General features: G+C 60.2%; 14 protein-coding genes. 8 read left to right on the forward strand and 6 right to left on the reverse strand.

Translation table 11 applies throughout. The features are described 5' to 3' along the window. Positions 1–55 precede the first annotated feature (55 nt). Entirely contained in the window at positions 56–727 is a 672-nt protein-coding gene (locus tag BLS60_RS01985; RefSeq protein ID WP_092364044.1) for a COG3650 family protein, read from the reverse strand. Between the two features lie 66 nt (positions 728–793). Between BLS60_RS01985 and BLS60_RS01990 the strand changes: the two genes are divergently transcribed. Beyond that, entirely contained in the window at positions 794–1,189 is a 396-nt protein-coding gene (locus BLS60_RS01990; protein ID WP_092364048.1) for a DUF488 domain-containing protein, read from the forward strand. A 3-nt stretch (positions 1,190–1,192) separates the two neighbouring features. On the opposite strand, the gene BLS60_RS01995 is transcribed toward BLS60_RS01990, so the two are convergent. The 3 genes from BLS60_RS01995 to BLS60_RS02005 all read right to left on the reverse strand — a co-directional run bounded on the left by BLS60_RS01995 (position 1,193) and on the right by BLS60_RS02005 (position 2,837). Beyond that, the gene (locus tag BLS60_RS01995) at positions 1,193–1,507 is read right to left on the reverse strand and encodes an NIPSNAP family protein (RefSeq protein WP_092364051.1); all 315 of its coding nucleotides are present in this window, start codon (positions 1,505–1,507) and stop codon (positions 1,193–1,195) included. A 71-nt stretch (positions 1,508–1,578) separates the two neighbouring features. After that, a complete protein-coding gene (locus tag BLS60_RS02000; protein ID WP_092364054.1) occupies positions 1,579–1,890 on the reverse strand; it encodes a putative quinol monooxygenase in 312 nt (103 codons plus the stop codon). Between the two features lie 71 nt (positions 1,891–1,961). Next, positions 1,962–2,837 carry a LysR family transcriptional regulator gene (locus BLS60_RS02005; protein WP_092365265.1) on the reverse strand — a complete coding sequence of 292 codons (876 nt, stop codon included), beginning with the start codon at positions 2,835–2,837 and terminating at the stop codon, positions 1,962–1,964. 86 nt (positions 2,838–2,923) lie between these two features. Here BLS60_RS02005 and BLS60_RS02010 point away from each other — a divergent pair, with 86 nt between their 5' ends. The 4 genes from BLS60_RS02010 (at position 2,924) to guaA (ending at position 7,559) form a co-directional block, all read left to right on the forward strand. Next, positions 2,924–3,388, forward strand: a complete 465-nt coding sequence (locus tag BLS60_RS02010; RefSeq protein WP_092364058.1) for a multidrug/biocide efflux PACE transporter — start codon at positions 2,924–2,926, stop codon at positions 3,386–3,388. A gap of 118 nt (positions 3,389–3,506) precedes the next feature. Then, positions 3,507–4,043, forward strand: coding sequence for a sugar ABC transporter ATPase (locus BLS60_RS02015; protein ID WP_092365268.1), 537 nt, complete (start codon positions 3,507–3,509; stop codon positions 4,041–4,043). 257 nt (positions 4,044–4,300) lie between these two features. Next, entirely contained in the window at positions 4,301–5,770 is a 1,470-nt protein-coding gene (gene guaB / locus BLS60_RS02020) for an IMP dehydrogenase (RefSeq protein WP_070883818.1), read from the forward strand. 211 nt (positions 5,771–5,981) lie between these two features. Further along, a complete protein-coding gene (gene guaA, locus BLS60_RS02025; protein WP_070883817.1) occupies positions 5,982–7,559 on the forward strand; it encodes a glutamine-hydrolyzing GMP synthase in 1,578 nt (525 codons plus the stop codon). Between the two features lie 153 nt (positions 7,560–7,712). On the opposite strand, the gene BLS60_RS02030 is transcribed toward guaA, so the two are convergent. Beyond that, positions 7,713–9,659: a putative bifunctional diguanylate cyclase/phosphodiesterase gene (locus BLS60_RS02030; protein ID WP_092365271.1), complete on the reverse strand. Its 1,947-nt coding sequence runs from the start codon at positions 9,657–9,659 to the stop codon at positions 7,713–7,715. 592 nt (positions 9,660–10,251) lie between these two features. Here BLS60_RS02030 and BLS60_RS02035 point away from each other — a divergent pair. Then, the gene (locus tag BLS60_RS02035) at positions 10,252–12,399 is read left to right on the forward strand and encodes a TonB-dependent siderophore receptor (RefSeq protein ID WP_070883815.1); all 2,148 of its coding nucleotides are present in this window, start codon (positions 10,252–10,254) and stop codon (positions 12,397–12,399) included. Between the two features lie 176 nt (positions 12,400–12,575). Here BLS60_RS02035 and BLS60_RS02040 read toward each other — a convergent pair whose 3' ends face one another. After that, a complete protein-coding gene (locus BLS60_RS02040) occupies positions 12,576–12,947 on the reverse strand; it encodes a PH domain-containing protein (RefSeq protein WP_092364061.1) in 372 nt (123 codons plus the stop codon). A gap of 355 nt (positions 12,948–13,302) precedes the next feature. Between BLS60_RS02040 and BLS60_RS02045 the strand changes: the two genes are divergently transcribed. Further along, on the forward strand, positions 13,303–14,322 hold the full coding sequence (locus BLS60_RS02045; protein WP_092364064.1) for an extracellular solute-binding protein: 1,020 nt from the start codon (positions 13,303–13,305) through the stop codon (positions 14,320–14,322). Between the two features lie 2 nt (positions 14,323–14,324). Further along, a complete protein-coding gene (locus tag BLS60_RS02050; RefSeq protein ID WP_070883812.1) occupies positions 14,325–15,899 on the forward strand; it encodes an ABC transporter permease in 1,575 nt (524 codons plus the stop codon). Positions 15,900–15,918 lie beyond the last annotated feature (19 nt).

Raw genomic sequence — 15,918 nt, forward strand, 5'->3', positions numbered from 1 at the left:
CAAAAGCGTGCCTGTTCGTAGCGCGTAACCCGCCGGGCAATGCCATGCTCACTGGTCAGTTGTCGCGCGCGCCGCCGAACGATGCGCAGCCGCGCATCAGTTTGCCGTTGAGGCGCAGCTCGGCGCTGAGGTGTTGTACGGCGCCGCTCATGTCGTTGACGCAGCGCTGCGGCGCGATCCACAACTCGACGCGCTGGCCGTTGGCTTCGCTGGCCAGGTTCAGCCGACCTTCCGGCAACTGCTCTTCCATATAGGGCAGCGCCAGCGGCTCGCTGTCCGGGCTGCTGAGCACCATTCCCTGATTGCTGACGGTCACGCTCCAGAACGGCTCCTGGCCGCTGGCTCGCAGCACGGTGCGTTTGAAGTTCGGGTCTTCGCAGCCGTTGCCCTCGGGTTGCAGGCGGTAGACACGGCTCAGCTCGTAGCCGCCGTCGGCGCCGCTGACCTTGGTCGAGCCCATGCGCCCGCGCAGGTCGGCGAACAGCGCCGAATGGCCATCGCCGAGCAGCTCGCTGCTGTCCTGAGCGATACCAGTGTCGCCCTCGCTGATCGCAAAGCGGCGTGGGTCGTTGCACGGAGAGAACCATAGCTGGCCGGCTTGGCGGGTCAGTTCACCTTGCAGGCGAGTCTGCGACTTTTCCGGGTCCACGGGTTTGCCGGTGTACACCGCGCAACTGGCGAACAGCGGCAACAGGGTGAACACTAAGAATTTGCGGCTGATGTGCATGGGGCTCTCCGTTTGACGAGCGGCCACGTTACCGAGGCGGCAGGGCAATCTCAAGGGACGTTACCGATGATCCAGTGCAAGCGTGTTTACGAATCCGCGGAGGAGGGCGACGGCTACCGCGTGCTGGTCGATCGCTTGTGGCCACGTGGCTGTCGCAAGGAGGTGCTGCAGCATGACGAATGGCTGCGTGATGTGGCGCCGTCGGATGAGCTGCGCCGCCGCTTCGGACACCAGCCCAGCGAGTACGCGGCGTTTTGCGATGGCTATCGCCGCGAACTGGCCGCGCACCCCGAGTATTGGCAGGGGCTGCTGGCACGCGCTGCGGCCGGCCACCTGACCTTGCTCTATGCCGCACGAGACACCGAGCACAACAATGCCAGGGCGCTGCAGGATTTTCTCGAGGATGAGCTGGAACGGCGCGGGTCGAGCAGCTCACCAGTCTGTTATGCCGGTGAGCTGTGAACGCTAGCGGGGCGCTGTGCCCACCGGGCGCATGAAGCTGCGCTCGTAGCTGAGGATGCAACGGTTTTGCTGGGCGTAGGCGAAGGCGGCCAGGCATTCGTCATCCTGCATGGAGCGTTCGCGGTATTGCTCGTACGCCGCCAGGCTGGGGAAGCTGAACAGCGCCAGGGCTACGTTATTGGCGCCCTCCGACGGCAGGAAATACCCGTGATGCTGGCCGCCGAACTTCTCCACCAGCGGAATCCATAGCTTGGCATAGTGCTCGAATTCGGCGAGTTGGTAGGGGTCGATGATGTAGCGCAGGTAGCAGGTGATCATGGGCGTCTCCTTGACGAGGTGTGTAGCAATCGGGCTTGTTGCGGGTTTGCGGGTGAGCACACTTGTGCCGCTCAGTGCTCGGCTTTGCTGGGCTTTTCGGTAAAGGCGTCCATTAACAGAAAGGTGCCAGGCTGGCGCCGGTAGCTGTCGATTTTCGGCACTAACGTCCTGAAATGTTCGGTCTTGCAGTGCGTGTCCAGCGCCGCTTTGTCTGGCCAGGTCTCGATGAAAACGAAGTGGCCCGAATCCTTTTGATCGATATGCAAATCGTAAGACAGGCATAGGGGTTCTTTGCGTGTTTTACGAACCAGTTCGGCGTAAAGCGGCAGTACGTCCTCGATGTGTTCAACCTTGATGAAGTCTTGGGCGATGACCGTGAGCATGGCGATGGGCTCTTGTTGGCAAGTGAGATATACGGGGTGCAGGCGAAGCGCGTTGTGATGCGAAAGAGTGTTCAACTGCTCAGGAGGCGTTCCAGCAGCCAGGCGGCAGCCGGGCCCAGCGATCGTTCCCGCGACCAGACCACGTCAACCCGAACCTGCTTGGGCCAGCCATTGATGGCCAGTTCCTGGAGGCGTCCATCGCCGTGGCCCGTCACCAACTGTCGGGGCAGCGCCGCCCAGCCAAACCCCAGGGTGGCCATTTCCAGCAATAGCAAATAGTCCGGCGCCGACCAGCAGCGTCCGCCGCTGCCTGGCAGGTCATCCAGCTCGGCGCCCTGGTCGGCCACGGTGCTCAGGCGCAGCACGCGCCAGGGGAGCAGGTCTTCGGTGGTGACGCGCGGCAACTGGGCAAGCGGATGCCCCTTGGCCACGAACAGGCCGAAGTCCGCGCAGTCCGCCAGGCTGGCGTGGGCCAGCTCCGGCGGGTAGCTGGCCTGGGCCGCCAGCAGGCCCAGGTGGCCGCGGCCTTGGCCGACCAAGTCGAGCACATCGGCGTGCTCGGCGAAAAAACATTCGAATTCCAAGTCCGGATAGCGCTGATCCAGCTCCACCAGGCGCGCCTGGTATTGGCTGGCCTGGTAGGCGTCCGAGAGTATCAGGGTCAGCTTGGGCTCCAGGCCGGCGGCAAGCTGGCCGGCCTGGCGCAGCAAGCGATCAGATGCCGCCAGAACATCCTGCACGCGACTGAGCAGGCTGCTGCCCGCTTCGGTCAGGGTGAGCTGGCGTGCGCCACGCACGAACAAGCTGACGTTGAGGTCGATTTCCAGGCGAGAAATCGCCTCGCTGATCGTCGACTGGCTTTTCCCCAGCCGTCTGGCCGCAGCGCTGAACGAACCCATAGCAGCAGCTTGGGCAAAGGCTTGGAGCGATTCTGGGGATAGGTTCATATCGGTTTTGCCGATGGCTGGCAACTTTGCTCTGGCAGTTTTTCCGATGAGGATAGCGCCATTGACGTTATCCAGCGAGTTTGAAAATGAGCCAGTCCAAACACCTTGTCCGCCGCTCTTTCAAAGAGCGCGTGCTGCACGCCACCCTGTTCGAAGTCATCGCCGTGGTGGTGTGTGCGCCATTGCTGGCTTGGGCCATGGGTAAATCCCTGGCGCATATGGGCGCATTGACGCTGATGTTCTCGGCCATCGCCATGCTCTGGAACATGATTTTCAACGTCCTGTTCGACGCCGCTCAGCGGCGTATGGGTTTCGAGCGCGGCCTGTGGGCGCGGATCAGTCATGCCTTGCTGTTCGAGGCCGGCCTGATTCTGGTGCTGGTGCCCTTGGCGGCCTGGTGGTTGTCGATCAGCCTGCTGGCGGCGTTCTTCCTGGACATTGGCCTGATCCTGTTCTTCCTGCCTTACACCCTGGGCTACAACTGGGCGTACGACAGCCTGCGTGAGCGCCATTTCAGCCGTCGCCAGGCCAGCACCTTGGCCTGCCGCTAATCACGGGTTGATGCCCTGGTCGACAAGGGCAGCCTGTCGGCCAGGCGCGTTGTGGCTTGTGATCGATTGCCAGCAGCCCCTAAGCTTCGCGGTTTTACAGTTCCTCGAAGGCAAGGCCATGGCCACTCAAAGCATCGTCGTCCCACGGATTTCCACCTTCCCTGGCCACGAGCGCAAGGCGCAGCAAATTCTCCGTTGGCTGGCCAAGCGCGATATCGTCGAGGCGCTGCCCACCACCTGCGGGCGCAGCGGCATGGCCTACGCCATCGCGCCGGGGGCGAGCAGGGTGGTCGAGTCTGCTGAACGGCTGCCGTTCGGTCAGCCCATCAATGGCCTGGAAGTGATTTATCGGCGCTGCATCTATACGCCCGTGGGCGATTTTCTTGAAGAAGCCGGCTGCCCCGAGTGCCGCCGGGAAGTCGGCGAGGCGCTGTTCGAGAGCCTGGATGAGTGGATGCCGGGGGACACCGATAACTTCACCTGCCCCGAATGCCGGCACGAAGATGACATCAACGGTTTTCTGTTTCTGCAGCCTTGCGGGTTTTCCAACCTGGGATTCATCTTCAATGGCTGGGCCGAGGCGCGCTTCACGTCGGCCTTTCTCGAAGAGTTTGCCGAGCGGCTGGGCTACCCGGTGGCACTGGTGCAGGCATGAAAGGAGGGTGTTGCTGAAGCAGCGCGTGCCCGTGGTGGCCTGGAGATCGACCGGTGGAACGGCGCTGCCGCGAGGAAAGGGGAGCTCTTCCTTGAGCCTGAATAGATCAGGCTACATGAATGCGCTTCGGTTCCCCGCTTATTGAGAATCGCTGATATTAATTGCCAAACGGTCGATCCCGATTCTTTACATTGAGTGACAGGGGCTGACTCGGTATAATGGCGCGCTTCCAATTTTCCCGTCTGGGAGCCCCCGCCATGCTGCGTATTAGTCAAGAAGCTCTTACCTTCGACGACGTTCTACTTATTCCCGGTTTCTCCGATGTTCTGCCGAAGGACGTCAGCCTCAAGACTCGCCTCACCCGTGGCATCGAGTTGAATATTCCGCTGCTTTCCGCGGCCATGGATACCGTGACCGAAGCCCGCCTGGCCATTGCCATGGCGCAGGAGGGCGGCATCGGCATCATCCACAAGAACATGACCATCGACCAGCAGGCGGCCGAAGTCCGCAAGGTCAAGAAGTTCGAATCCGGTGTGGTCAAAGACCCGATCACCATTGAGGCCGACGCCACCGTGCGTGACCTGTTCGAGCTCACCCGCATGCACAACATCTCCGGTGTTCCGGTGCTGCACGATGGTGATCTGGTCGGCATCGTCACCTCCCGTGACGTGCGCTTCGAGAACCGCCTGGACGCTCTGGTTCGTGACGTGATGACGCCTAAAGAGCGTTTGGTCACCGTCCGCGAAGGTGCGGACAAGAACGAAGCCCGCGAATTGCTGCACAAGAACCGCATCGAGCGCGTGCTGATCGTCGACGACAAATTTGCCCTCAAGGGCATGATGACGGTCAACGACATCGAAAAAGCCAAAGCCTACCCGCTGGCCAGCAAGGACGATCAAGGTCGTCTGCGCGTTGGCGCTGCCGTGGGCACGGGCGCTGACACCGGCGACCGCGTTACCGCCCTGGCCAATGCCGGCGTGGACGTGATCATCGTCGACACCGCTCACGGCCACTCCAAGGGCGTGATCGAGCGCGTGCGCTGGGTCAAGCAGAACTTCCCGGACATCCAGGTGATTGGCGGCAACATCGCCACTGGCGCCGCTGCACTGGCGCTGGCCGAAGCGGGCGCTGATGCGGTCAAGGTCGGCATCGGCCCAGGCTCGATCTGCACCACCCGTATCGTCGCAGGCGTTGGCGTGCCGCAGATTTCCGCAGTCGCCAATGTGGCCGCGGCGCTGGAAGGCACTGGCATCCCATTGATCGCCGATGGCGGCATCCGCTTCTCCGGTGACCTGTCCAAGGCCATCGTTGCCGGTGCTTCCTGCGTGATGATCGGCTCCATGCTCGCTGGTACTGAAGAAGCGCCGGGCGAGATCGAGCTGTTCCAGGGCCGTTCTTACAAGGCTTACCGCGGCATGGGCTCGCTGGGCGCCATGTCCCAGGCGCAGGGCTCCTCGGATCGCTACTTCCAGGATTCCGCTGCCGGTGCCGAGAAGCTGGTGCCGGAAGGCATCGAAGGCCGCGTGGCCTACAAGGGCGCCATGGGCTCGATCGTCCATCAGCTGATGGGCGGCCTGCGTGCCTCCATGGGTTACACCGGCTGCGCAACCATCGAAGAGATGCGCACCAAGCCCGAGTTCGTGCGTATCACTGGTGCCGGCATGGCCGAATCTCACGTTCATGACGTGCAGATCACTAAAGAGGCCCCGAACTACCGCGTAGGCTGAAAAATCGATTTGACGCTGCTGCGCTTGAGCATGCTGCGTTGGAGAGAAGCTCGAAATGCTCATTTGCTCCAGCAAACTCCGCTTTCTCGCTTCTCTCCGCCTTGCCTGCTCATCGCTCGCGACGCGGCAAATCGATTTTTGCACTGTATGAAGAACGGGGCTGTATCGACAGCCCCGCGTTGTTTCTGCTTTCCACTGACGAGAACTAGTCATGGCCCTCGACATCCACGCTCACCGCATCCTGATCCTCGATTTCGGTTCCCAGTACACCCAGCTGATCGCCCGCCGCGTGCGCGAAATCGGCGTGTACTGCGAGCTGCACCCATTCGACATGGACGATGAGGCGATTCGCGAATTCGCCCCGCGCGGCGTCATCCTCGCCGGTGGTCCGGAGTCGGTACACGAAGCCGACAGCCCGCGTTGCCCGCAAGCGGTGTTCGACCTCGGCGTGCCGGTGTTCGGCATCTGCTACGGCATGCAGACCATGGCCGAGCAGTTGGGCGGTCGCGTCTCCGGTTCCGACCTGCGCGAATTCGGCTACGCCCGCGTTGATGTGGTCGGCAAGAGCCGCATCCTCGACGGCATCGAAGACCACGTCGACGCCGATGGCGTTTTCGGCCTCGACGTGTGGATGAGCCACGGCGACAAGGTCACCGAAATTCCGGCTGGCTTCCACGTGCTGGCCAGCACACCAAGCTGCCCGATCGCCGGCATGTTCGACGACGACCGCAACTACTACGGCGTGCAGTTCCACCCGGAAGTGACCCACACCAAGCAGGGCGAGCGCATCCTGTCGCGCTTCATCCTCGACATCTGCGGCTGCGAAGCCCTGTGGACGCCGTCGAAGATCGCCGAAGACGCCATCGCCCAGGTGCGCGCCCAGGTGGGCGACGCCAATGTGCTGCTCGGCCTGTCCGGCGGCGTGGACTCCTCGGTGGTTGCGGCGCTGCTGCACAAGGCCATCGGTGATCAACTGACCTGCGTATTCGTCGACAACGGCCTGCTGCGCCTGCACGAAGGCGAGCAGGTGATGGCCATGTTCGCCGAGAACATGGGCGTCAAGGTGATCCGTGCCAACGCCGAAGCGCAGTTCCTCGACAACCTGGCCGGCGAAGCCGACCCGGAGAAGAAGCGCAAGATCATCGGCCGCACCTTCATCGACGTGTTCGATGCCCAGGCCAGCCAGCTCGACAACATCCAGTTCCTGGCGCAAGGCACCATCTACCCGGACGTGATCGAGTCCGCGGGCGCCAAGAGCGGCAAGGCCCACGTGATCAAGTCGCACCACAACGTTGGCGGCCTGCCCGAGGAAATGAACCTCAAGCTGGTCGAGCCGTTACGCGAACTGTTCAAGGACGAAGTGCGGCGCCTCGGCCTCGAGCTGGGCCTGCCGTACGACATGGTCTACCGCCACCCATTCCCGGGCCCGGGCCTGGGCGTGCGTATCCTCGGTGAAGTGAAGAAGGAGTACGCCGACCTGCTGCGTCGCGCCGACCACATCTTCATCGAAGAACTGCGCAAGGCCGACTGGTACCACAAGGTCAGCCAGGCGTTCGTGGTGTTCCAGCCGGTGAAATCGGTTGGCGTGGTCGGTGACGGCCGCCGTTACGCCTGGGTCGTAGCCCTGCGTGCGGTGGAAACCATCGACTTCATGACCGCCCGCTGGGCACACCTGCCGTACGAACTGCTGGAAACCGTCAGCGGCCGCATCATTAACGAAATCGACGGCATCTCCCGCGTCACCTACGACGTATCGAGCAAGCCGCCAGCGACCATCGAGTGGGAGTGATCCCGCGTCCGGCGTAAGCCGGTAGTAAGTGGTCAGGAAAACCCAAAGCCCGCGTAATTGCGGGCTTTTGGCGCTTTGAGGCTGGCAAACTCGAGTAGCGTTTGTGTGGCTCTCAGGGCGTGAGCTCGAGTTGCGCCTTGCCCTATCGGTAAATTAAACCGCCAGCACCTTGGCCAGGTGCTCGCCTTCAAGCCAGGTGCTGATGTCGCTGGCGTGCATGGGTTTTGAGAACAGGTAGCCCTGGGCCCAAGTGCAGCCTAGGTTTTTCAGGGCGTCCAGTTCTGCGGCGGTTTCCACGCCTTCCACGATGCATTCCAGCTGCATGTCCTGGCACAGGGCAATCAGCGACTTGACGATCTTGAAGCTGGACGGGTCGAGGTGGATATTGGCCACGAAGGTGCGATCCACCTTCAGTTTGGTCAGTGACAGCGCGTGGATCTGGCTCAGGCTGGAATAGCCGGTGCCGAAATCATCGAGGGAAATGCCGCAGCCCAGCTCGCGAAACCGGCTGATTGCTCGCTGGGTTTGAGGCAGGTCCTGGATGGCTGCGGTTTCGGTGATTTCCAGATCGAGGCAGGCGGGGTCGAAACGGCTGCTCTTGATCACCTCGACGATCTGCTGGGCGGCGTCCTCCGAACCACAGTCGTGGGCGGACAGGTTGAATGACAGGCGGATACCCGCAGGCCAGCTCGCGGCCGCGTCCAGTGCCTTGCTCAGCAATGGCACCGTGAGGCGATTGACCATGCCGACGCGCTCGGCAATCGGGATGAACTCACTGGGCGGCACGTTACCCAGCTCTGGGCTTTCCCAGCGTGCCAGTGCCTCGAACGCCATCGTTCGCCCACGGAGAACATCCACGATGGGCTGGAACACCACGTGAAATTCACAATCCAGATCGGCCCTGCGCAGGGCCTGTTCGGTCAGCCCTTCGCGATTGAGCTGCTGGCGATGGGCAGCGCTGAACAGGCAGACCGTACCGGGGCGATGGCGCTTGCTCTGATACAGGGCATAGTCGGCGTACTCATACACTTGCGTGGCGCAGGATGCCTGATCCGGGAAGGTCGCGATGCCCAGTGACGCACTGATCTGAATTGGGATGTCCACCAGCAGAAACGGCTCGCGCATGCTAGCGCAGATTTTCTCGCCAAACGTCCGCAACTGGTCGTCGCTCATGGCCTGAGTGATGATCAGTGCGAACTCGTCGCCTCCCAGCCGCGCCAGGTGCACATCGTCCTCAAGCAGCCCGGTCAGGCGCTGGCCAACCTGATAGAGCAGCTTGTCACCAATGCTGTGGCCATACAGATCATTGACTGGCTTGAAGCCATCCAGGTCGATCAGCCCCACGGCCAGGCGAGTCTCCTGTTCACTGGCGCGGGACAGTGCCGCATCGAGGCGGGAAAAGAACTGCCGCCGATTGGCCAGCCCGGTCAGGCTGTCCTGATTGGCCAGGTGAAGGTTTTCCTCGCTGAGATTTGCCGTATGCGCCTGCATGTTCACCAGTCGAGTGAAGTCGGCGTACTGCGCCTTGAGAATGACCAGCATGGCGATGGACACCAGCAGGACGTCAACCGCAGTGGCGATAAAGGTAATGATGTTGGTGGATGCGAAGAACACCACGAATGCGGTGTTGACCACTGCGGTGGTGGCCAGGGCTGCTGGCAGCAGGTGCATCATGCAAAAGATGCAGCCAATGACGGTGATCGCCATATAAAAGGCGACATGCGCCTGGGCATAGCTGTCGCCATAGGGGAACAGCGCCAGCGACCAGGCGGTGAACGCCACGGCCACAAACGGCGCGAGCATATTGGTGCGCTTAAGCGCCGTCAGCATCTGCGCCGGGCTGCGCGTCTGCCTGCGTGTGCGTATCCATTCCGCCGTACGAATTACTGCGAAAAGCGTCATGAGCAACGGGCAATAGACCACCAGCCAGCGCGGCGCGACCGCAAAGTGGGTGCCCGCCAACATCAGGGTGTTGATCAGGAGGATGAAATACATCATGGGCAATTGGCGAGACAGCGCGATGTATTGCGCCTTGACCAGACCGGGATTGTCTTTAGGCACGGACATCAACGCTCGCACGCCGAGCAGTGTTTTCTTCATCAGGACGCTCTGAAAATACAACCAGATAAATAACCGAGCGGATTATCCTTTCCAGCCTGGACCGAGCAGAGCTGAACGCTGCTCTCATGAGATTGTTTCGGCCGATCCTCAGCTTTTTGCACTCTTTACGACTAGTGGCACTTTGCTTTCGTTCCGTCAGTCGCTCGTAATTGCTGAAGCCAGGCAAGCGCCGTCGAACAGCATCGATGATTACCGCCCATGGGCCGTCCTCTGCCATTGGCGCTTTTCCTGAGGCGGGATGGTTTTTGCTCTTGGCTTAAGCGCGAGGGCATTCGAGGTTTTGCCAGAAAATGATCCATGCGTAAGGCCTAAAAAGGGGCGCTGCACAGACGGCGCCCCTTTTTTATGCGCGTTGGTAGAGAGGGTGTTTATCTGAATGTCACCCACGAGGGACTCGACAGCCCGTGCGGTCTGTCGGTTTTTGGAGGTGTTTCGGTTCTTATTTGTTAATGACTATCGTTGTGATAGGTATTTTCGAATATGATTGAGGTTGTACGACCTCCGCGTGAGCGTCGCGATAAAAACGAAGGGCTAACGGCGGAAGCCTTCTAAGAATCCAAGGATCTTGAGCATGACTGAGAGTAAACCCGGGGTAATCAACGCATCTGTCCATTGGCAGCGTGCCGCTACGGCAGCGCTGTTCTGCGCCCCGCTGGTGGCGGTTCCGCTCGGCGCTAGTGCCCAAGAAGCGATTACCATCGGTGAAGAGGAGAGCTACCGCCTCGCACCGATCATCGTCAACTCCCAGGCTGCTGCGGGTGACGATGCCAGCTCGGTGGTTGCTCAAGAACTGTGGGTTGGCGGGAAGGTCGCTACCAGTATCCTCAATACGCCTGCTTCCGTTTCGGTGATCACGCAAAAGGAAATCGAGCAGCGCAGCGTCAACACCACCGAAGAGCTTCTGCAATACACGCCTGGCATCATTACTGATTACTACGGCACTGATGACCGTAACGACTATTTCAAGATTCGTGGCTTTCAGGCCACCACCTATCGCGACGGCTTGACCCTGGGCTCGATGCGCGGTGTTCGTGAAGAGCCATTTGCCTACGAGCGTGTCGAAGTGCTGCGTGGGGCCAACTCCACGTTGTTCGGTGCGGCCGATCCAGGTGGCTCGGTAAACTTCGTTACCAAGAAGCCGCGTTTCGAGAAGCACGGTCAGGTCTTCGCCACTTATGGTTCTTTCAACCATAAAGAAACTGGCATCGACGTCGGCGACTCGCTGAACGCTGACCAGACCCTGGCTTACCGCTTCACCGGCAAGCTGCAAGACAGCGACCGTGAGTACGACCACTCCCGGGACGACAACGGTTTCGTCATGGGTGGCCTGACTTGGGCGCCTACTGCCTTTACCTCGGCGACTTTGGTTGTGGATCATCTCAAGACCAAGAGCACGCCCAACAGTGGTGGTTATCCGTTGGATCGGGAATATGACCGCAGCGATTTCTTCGGAGAGCCTGGCTACAACTTCCACGATGTCGAACGCACCAATATCAGTGGTGGTTTCAGTCACGACTTTGACAATGGTTTCGTTCTGCGTAGCAATCTCCGTTACAGCGAGTTAACGGATGATTTTGCTTACCTTTATTTGAACGGTACCGGCACAGGAACCGTGCGCAATCGTGACGTTTTTGGTACTGATACCGACTCCGAGCAGGTCAATGGCAACCTGATGCTGCAGTACGATGCTCGCTTCGAGAATGTCGACAGTAGTACTATGGTCGGAGTGGAGTATGGTGACTCGTCAACTGATGCTCGTTCCATTTATCGCCAAAATGTGGCGTCCATCGATATTGCTAATCCGATTTATAGCGGTGCTCCGTTAGGACTGCAGCCTACGAGTCTCGAGACGCGGGACTACACCACCAAGTCGGTATTCCTGCAGCAAAATCTATCGCTCTATGAGCGCTTTATTATCACCGGTGGTGTACGCAACGACTCCATGGACTTATCTAGCAAAGGGGCCAATATCTCCAATAGTGGAGTCGTTACAAGATTTGACGACAGCGACAGTTTCTCTGAAACCTCCTACCGTGGCGCGTTGACCTATATCGTTACTGATGAGGTTTCAACTTACGTCAGCATGGTGGAGTCAGTATCGCCGCCGGTAATCGGTGCCACTCCCAAGCGCGGTAAACAGTATGAGGTTGGTGTGAAGTATTCCCCGTTGGGAATGAATGCACTGTTCTCGGCTGCCGTTTACGACCTTACCCAGGAAAATGTCACTATCGCTGTCGTCGTCCCAGGCGGCGGTATCCAGCAGCAAAATGTCGGTGAGACAAAGGTGCGCGGCCTCGACTTAGAAGCTAAGGCTGAGCTGACTGATAATCTAAGCGTGGTTGGTGGTTATTCCTTCATGGACTCGGATGTCGTCCGTGGCACGCTGCGCAACGGTACTTCCTTAAAGGGAAATGATTTTGAGGTCACGCCAGAGCACTCCGCATCGCTCTGGACCTATTACGATCTGCCAGGCACAAGCATGAGTGTGGGGTTGGGGGCACGTTACGTGGGCTCCTATTACTTTGACGCCGCCAATACGAGCAAAAGTGATGGCACAACATTGTTTGATACGGCGTTCAACTACAACATCACCAAAGGCACCGACCTGGCCATTAACGTCAGCAATCTGTTGGATGAGCAGCATGTGGTTGGCTCTGGTACAGCCAACTACTACAACCCCGGCCGCGAGGTGACAGCGAAAGTTAGCTACAACTGGTAAAACAGTAGAGCGACGCCCGAGCGGTTTCGTACCAATCGGTCAACGCGCCGTGATAGGCGAGGCCTTTCTGGGCCAGGCAATCACGGAATACACCGCTAATGAAAAAGGCGCGAATCGCCAGTCGATTCGCGCCTTTTCAGTTTTGAATACCTCGAAAATAGCGCATCTCTCTGGCATCAGCCAAATACATGCGCCGAAATAAGCTTCGAAATTTCCACTATCGCGGTCTTGCCGGTGAATTCGAATTTCACTTTGCCGAGTGACGAGAAATGGATTTCCAGTTCCGAGTCGAGATCGAAGGTGCCCGAGGTTTCGATCGAGTAGGCGACGATGTTCTTGTAGGGCAGGGAAGTGAAGTCCTTCTTGCTGCCGGTCAGGCCCTGTACGTTTACGGCGATGATGCGTTTGTTGGTAAATACCACGCCGTCGCGCATGGACTTGTAAGCGTCGATAACGTGTTCGTCTTCCAGCAGCAAGGCGGCGACGCGCTGGGCGTATTCGTCGTTCTGCTTGAGTTTGAAAAAGCCCTTGTTGTTGAAGTCGATCATTCGCGTGTCCCGCTGTGAGGTTCAAATTTTCGTGTAGCAGAAGGCCGCAGCGCGTTTTTGGCAAGCTGTAAATCATGGGCACCACCTGCGTCCTGCGCGTCCTGCTCCTGAGAGGGCGCAGAACGGGAGTGGATCGTCCGCAATCGCTTCGCGCGATTATTTCCGGACGTGCAGCTTGGCCAGCGGAAGCAGTTCGACCGTCAGCACACCCTAGGGATTGCTCGCGTCGCTGATGCGAGCCGTTTGCAGGCCCGCAGCGACGGTGCAAAGCAGCGGTAAAGGATTACTTGAGAATCAGGTGCAATTGGCCGGTATAATCCCCTGGTAACTTTTTGTTTCAGAGAGGGTGACTTTTATGTCGGCACAACGAGTAACCGTTCTAGCGCGCGCGATTGGTGTAGGTGTTCTGTCTTGCGGGTTGCTGTTCGCCAGCGCTGTTCGTGCCGATGATGCGGTATCCCTGACGCTGTACAACGGCCAGCACGAGTCGACCGGCAAGGCTGTGGCTGCTGCTTTCGAGAAGAAGACCGGCATCAAGGTGCTGATCCGCAAGGGCGGCGGCGGCCAGTTGGCCAACCAGATTGCCGAAGAAGGCGAGCGCTCACCAGCGGACATCATTTACACCGAAGAAGCGCCGCCGCTGATCAAGCTCGGCAGCCAGGGGCTGTTGGCCAAGGTGGATGACAGCACCCTCAAACAGATCGATGCCAAGTTCTCCGACGACAATGGCAACTGGATCGGCATCACCTCGCGCGTGCGTGTGCTGGCCTACAACCCGGATCTGGTAAACGAGGCCGAACTGCCTAAAAGCGTGCTGGAAGTGGCCGATCCCGAGTGGGCTGGCAAGATCGCCTTCGTGCCGAGCAGCGGCGAGTTCCTTGGTCAGACGGCAGCCGTCATCCGCCTCAATGGTCGCGAGGCAGCCGAAGAATGGCTGACGGGCCTCAAGGCGTTCGGCGGTACCTACACCAATAATGTCATCGCCATGAAAGCCGTTGAGAATGGTGAGGTAGGCGCTGCGCTGGTCAACAGCTACTACTGGACGGCGTTGAAGAAAGAGAAGGGCGAGCTGAAATCCAAGCTGCACTACTTTGCCGATGGCGATGCCGGCGGCCTGTCGAGCGTATCCGGTGCGGCCGTGGTCAAGGCCAGCAAGCACCCGAAAGAAGCTCAGCAGTTTCTTGCCTTCATGATCAGCGAGGAAGGGCAGCAGGCCATCCTGAGCAAATCCGCCGAGTACCCGGTCAACCCGAAGGTGCAGGCCGATCCGCTGCTCAAACCCTATGACCAGCTCAAGCCGCCGGCCATCACCGCCGCGCAGATCGGCCTGGCCGAAGATGCGTTGGAGCTGCAGCGCGAAGTGGGTATGAACTGAGCATGCAACCCCAGGCAGTAACCCCGGAACTGCCGTTGCCGCCAGTGGCCGCCACCACGCGGCGGCGCAAGGCACCGCCGATCTGGCTGCAGCTGCCGATCCTGGCCCTGCTGCTGCTTGCCGCATTGCCGCTGTTCTTCGTGGTCGCCCGTGCCGCGCAGGTCGGGCTGCACGAGGCCTTGGCGTTGCTCTGGCGACCCTTTGTGTTCGGCTTGTTGGCCAATACCCTGAAGTTGATGGTGCTGGTCACCCTCGGCTGTGCGTTGCTTGGCCTGGCGCTGGCTTGGTTGGTAGAGCGCAGCGATCTGCGCTGGCGCCGGCACTGGAACGTGCTGCTGTGCCTGCCATTTGCGATTCCTTCGTTTGTCAGCGGCTTTACCTGGGTGTCGATCAGCTCGATGTTCGAAGGCCTGGGCGGCACAGTGCTGGTGATGATCCTGTCGAAGTACCCGCTGATCTACCTGCCTGTGGTGGCAACGTTGCGCGGCCTCGATCCTGCTTTGGAGGAGTCGGCGCGGATGCTTGGCTGCAGCCGCCGCCAGGTGTTCTGGCGCGTCACGCTGCCGCTGCTGCGCCCGGTGCTGATGGCGACCAGCCTGCTGGTGGCGGTGCACATGCTGGTCGAGTTCGGTGCGCCATCGATCATGCGTTACCAGACCTTCACCACTGCGATCTATCAGCAGTTCGAACTGGAATTCAGTGGCAGCAACGCGGCGATGCTCTCCGCGCTGCTGTTGGCGCTGTGCATGGTGTTGTTGTGGGGCGAGTTTCGCCTGCGCGGGCGTGGCTATGCACGCACCGGTCAGGGGGTGGCGCGCAGTGCGGCACGGTTGCCACTGGGGCGTTGGAGCATTCTGGCGCAGCTGCTTTTGGCGGCGCTGGTGGCCGTCGGTTGCGGGGTGCCGCTGGTGATGCTGGGCTTCTGGATCGTCCAAGGCAGTTCGGCCAGCTTTCCGGTGGCGGAAATTGCCCAGACGCTGTGGTCGTCGCTGACCTATTCCTTTGGTGGCGCCTTACTCAGTTGCCTGTTGGCGCTGCCGGTGTGCCTGGTCGTGGTGCGCTACTACGGGCGCATGGCCACGCTGGCGGATCGCTTGCCGTACCTGCTGCATGCGTTGCCTGGCCTGGTGATCGCCCTGTCGCTGGTGTTTTTCGCCCTCGGTTATGTGCCGGCGCTGTATCAGACCAGCATTCTGCTGCTGCTGGCCTACGCGTTGCTGTTCATGCCCATGGCCCAAGGGCCGATCCGCGTGGCGCTGGAGAAGGCATCGCCGCAGCTGGAAGAGGCCGCGCGCACCCTCGGGCATACGCCGATTGCCACCTTCGTGCGAGTGACGCTGCCAATCATCTCGCCGGCCATCGGGGCCGGCTTCGTGCTGGTGTTTCTCGACTGCATGAAGGAACTCACGGCGACCCTGATTCTCGGCCCGACCGGCCTGGAGACCTTGGCGACCAAGGTCTGGTCGCACACCGGCAACCTCGAGTACGCCGGCGCTGCGCCTTATGCCGCGCTGATCGTGCTGGTGTCGGGGTTGCCGGTGTATTTACTGACCACGCGCGCGTATCGGCGGACGTGAAGGTTGCTTTGGAGGATGG

The organism is Phytopseudomonas seleniipraecipitans (assembly GCF_900102335.1).
Taxonomy (GTDB): Bacteria; Pseudomonadota; Gammaproteobacteria; order Pseudomonadales; family Pseudomonadaceae; genus Aquipseudomonas; species Aquipseudomonas seleniipraecipitans.

Excerpts from the sequence above, each read along its gene's own strand:
- BLS60_RS02040 (WP_092364061.1), bottom strand. The coding sequence starts at position 12,947 with ATGATCGACTTCAACAACAAGGGCTTTTTCAAACTCAAGCAGAACGAC.
- BLS60_RS02045 (WP_092364064.1), top strand. The coding sequence starts at position 13,303 with ATGTCGGCACAACGAGTAACCGTTCTAGCGCGCGCGATTGGTGTAGGT.
- BLS60_RS02010 (WP_092364058.1), top strand. The coding sequence starts at position 2,924 with ATGAGCCAGTCCAAACACCTTGTCCGCCGCTCTTTCAAAGAGCGCGTG.
- guaB (WP_070883818.1), top strand. The coding sequence starts at position 4,301 with ATGCTGCGTATTAGTCAAGAAGCTCTTACCTTCGACGACGTTCTACTT.
- BLS60_RS02035 (WP_070883815.1), top strand. The coding sequence starts at position 10,252 with ATGACTGAGAGTAAACCCGGGGTAATCAACGCATCTGTCCATTGGCAG.
- BLS60_RS02000 (WP_092364054.1), bottom strand. The coding sequence starts at position 1,890 with ATGCTCACGGTCATCGCCCAAGACTTCATCAAGGTTGAACACATCGAG.
- guaA (WP_070883817.1), top strand. The coding sequence starts at position 5,982 with ATGGCCCTCGACATCCACGCTCACCGCATCCTGATCCTCGATTTCGGT.
- BLS60_RS02005 (WP_092365265.1), bottom strand. The coding sequence starts at position 2,837 with ATGAACCTATCCCCAGAATCGCTCCAAGCCTTTGCCCAAGCTGCTGCT.
- BLS60_RS02050 (WP_070883812.1), top strand. The coding sequence starts at position 14,325 with ATGCAACCCCAGGCAGTAACCCCGGAACTGCCGTTGCCGCCAGTGGCC.
- BLS60_RS02015 (WP_092365268.1), top strand. The coding sequence starts at position 3,507 with ATGGCCACTCAAAGCATCGTCGTCCCACGGATTTCCACCTTCCCTGGC.
- BLS60_RS01985 (WP_092364044.1), bottom strand. The coding sequence starts at position 727 with ATGCACATCAGCCGCAAATTCTTAGTGTTCACCCTGTTGCCGCTGTTC.
- BLS60_RS02030 (WP_092365271.1), bottom strand. The coding sequence starts at position 9,659 with ATGAAGAAAACACTGCTCGGCGTGCGAGCGTTGATGTCCGTGCCTAAA.
- BLS60_RS01995 (WP_092364051.1), bottom strand. The coding sequence starts at position 1,507 with ATGATCACCTGCTACCTGCGCTACATCATCGACCCCTACCAACTCGCC.
- BLS60_RS01990 (WP_092364048.1), top strand. The coding sequence starts at position 794 with ATGATCCAGTGCAAGCGTGTTTACGAATCCGCGGAGGAGGGCGACGGC.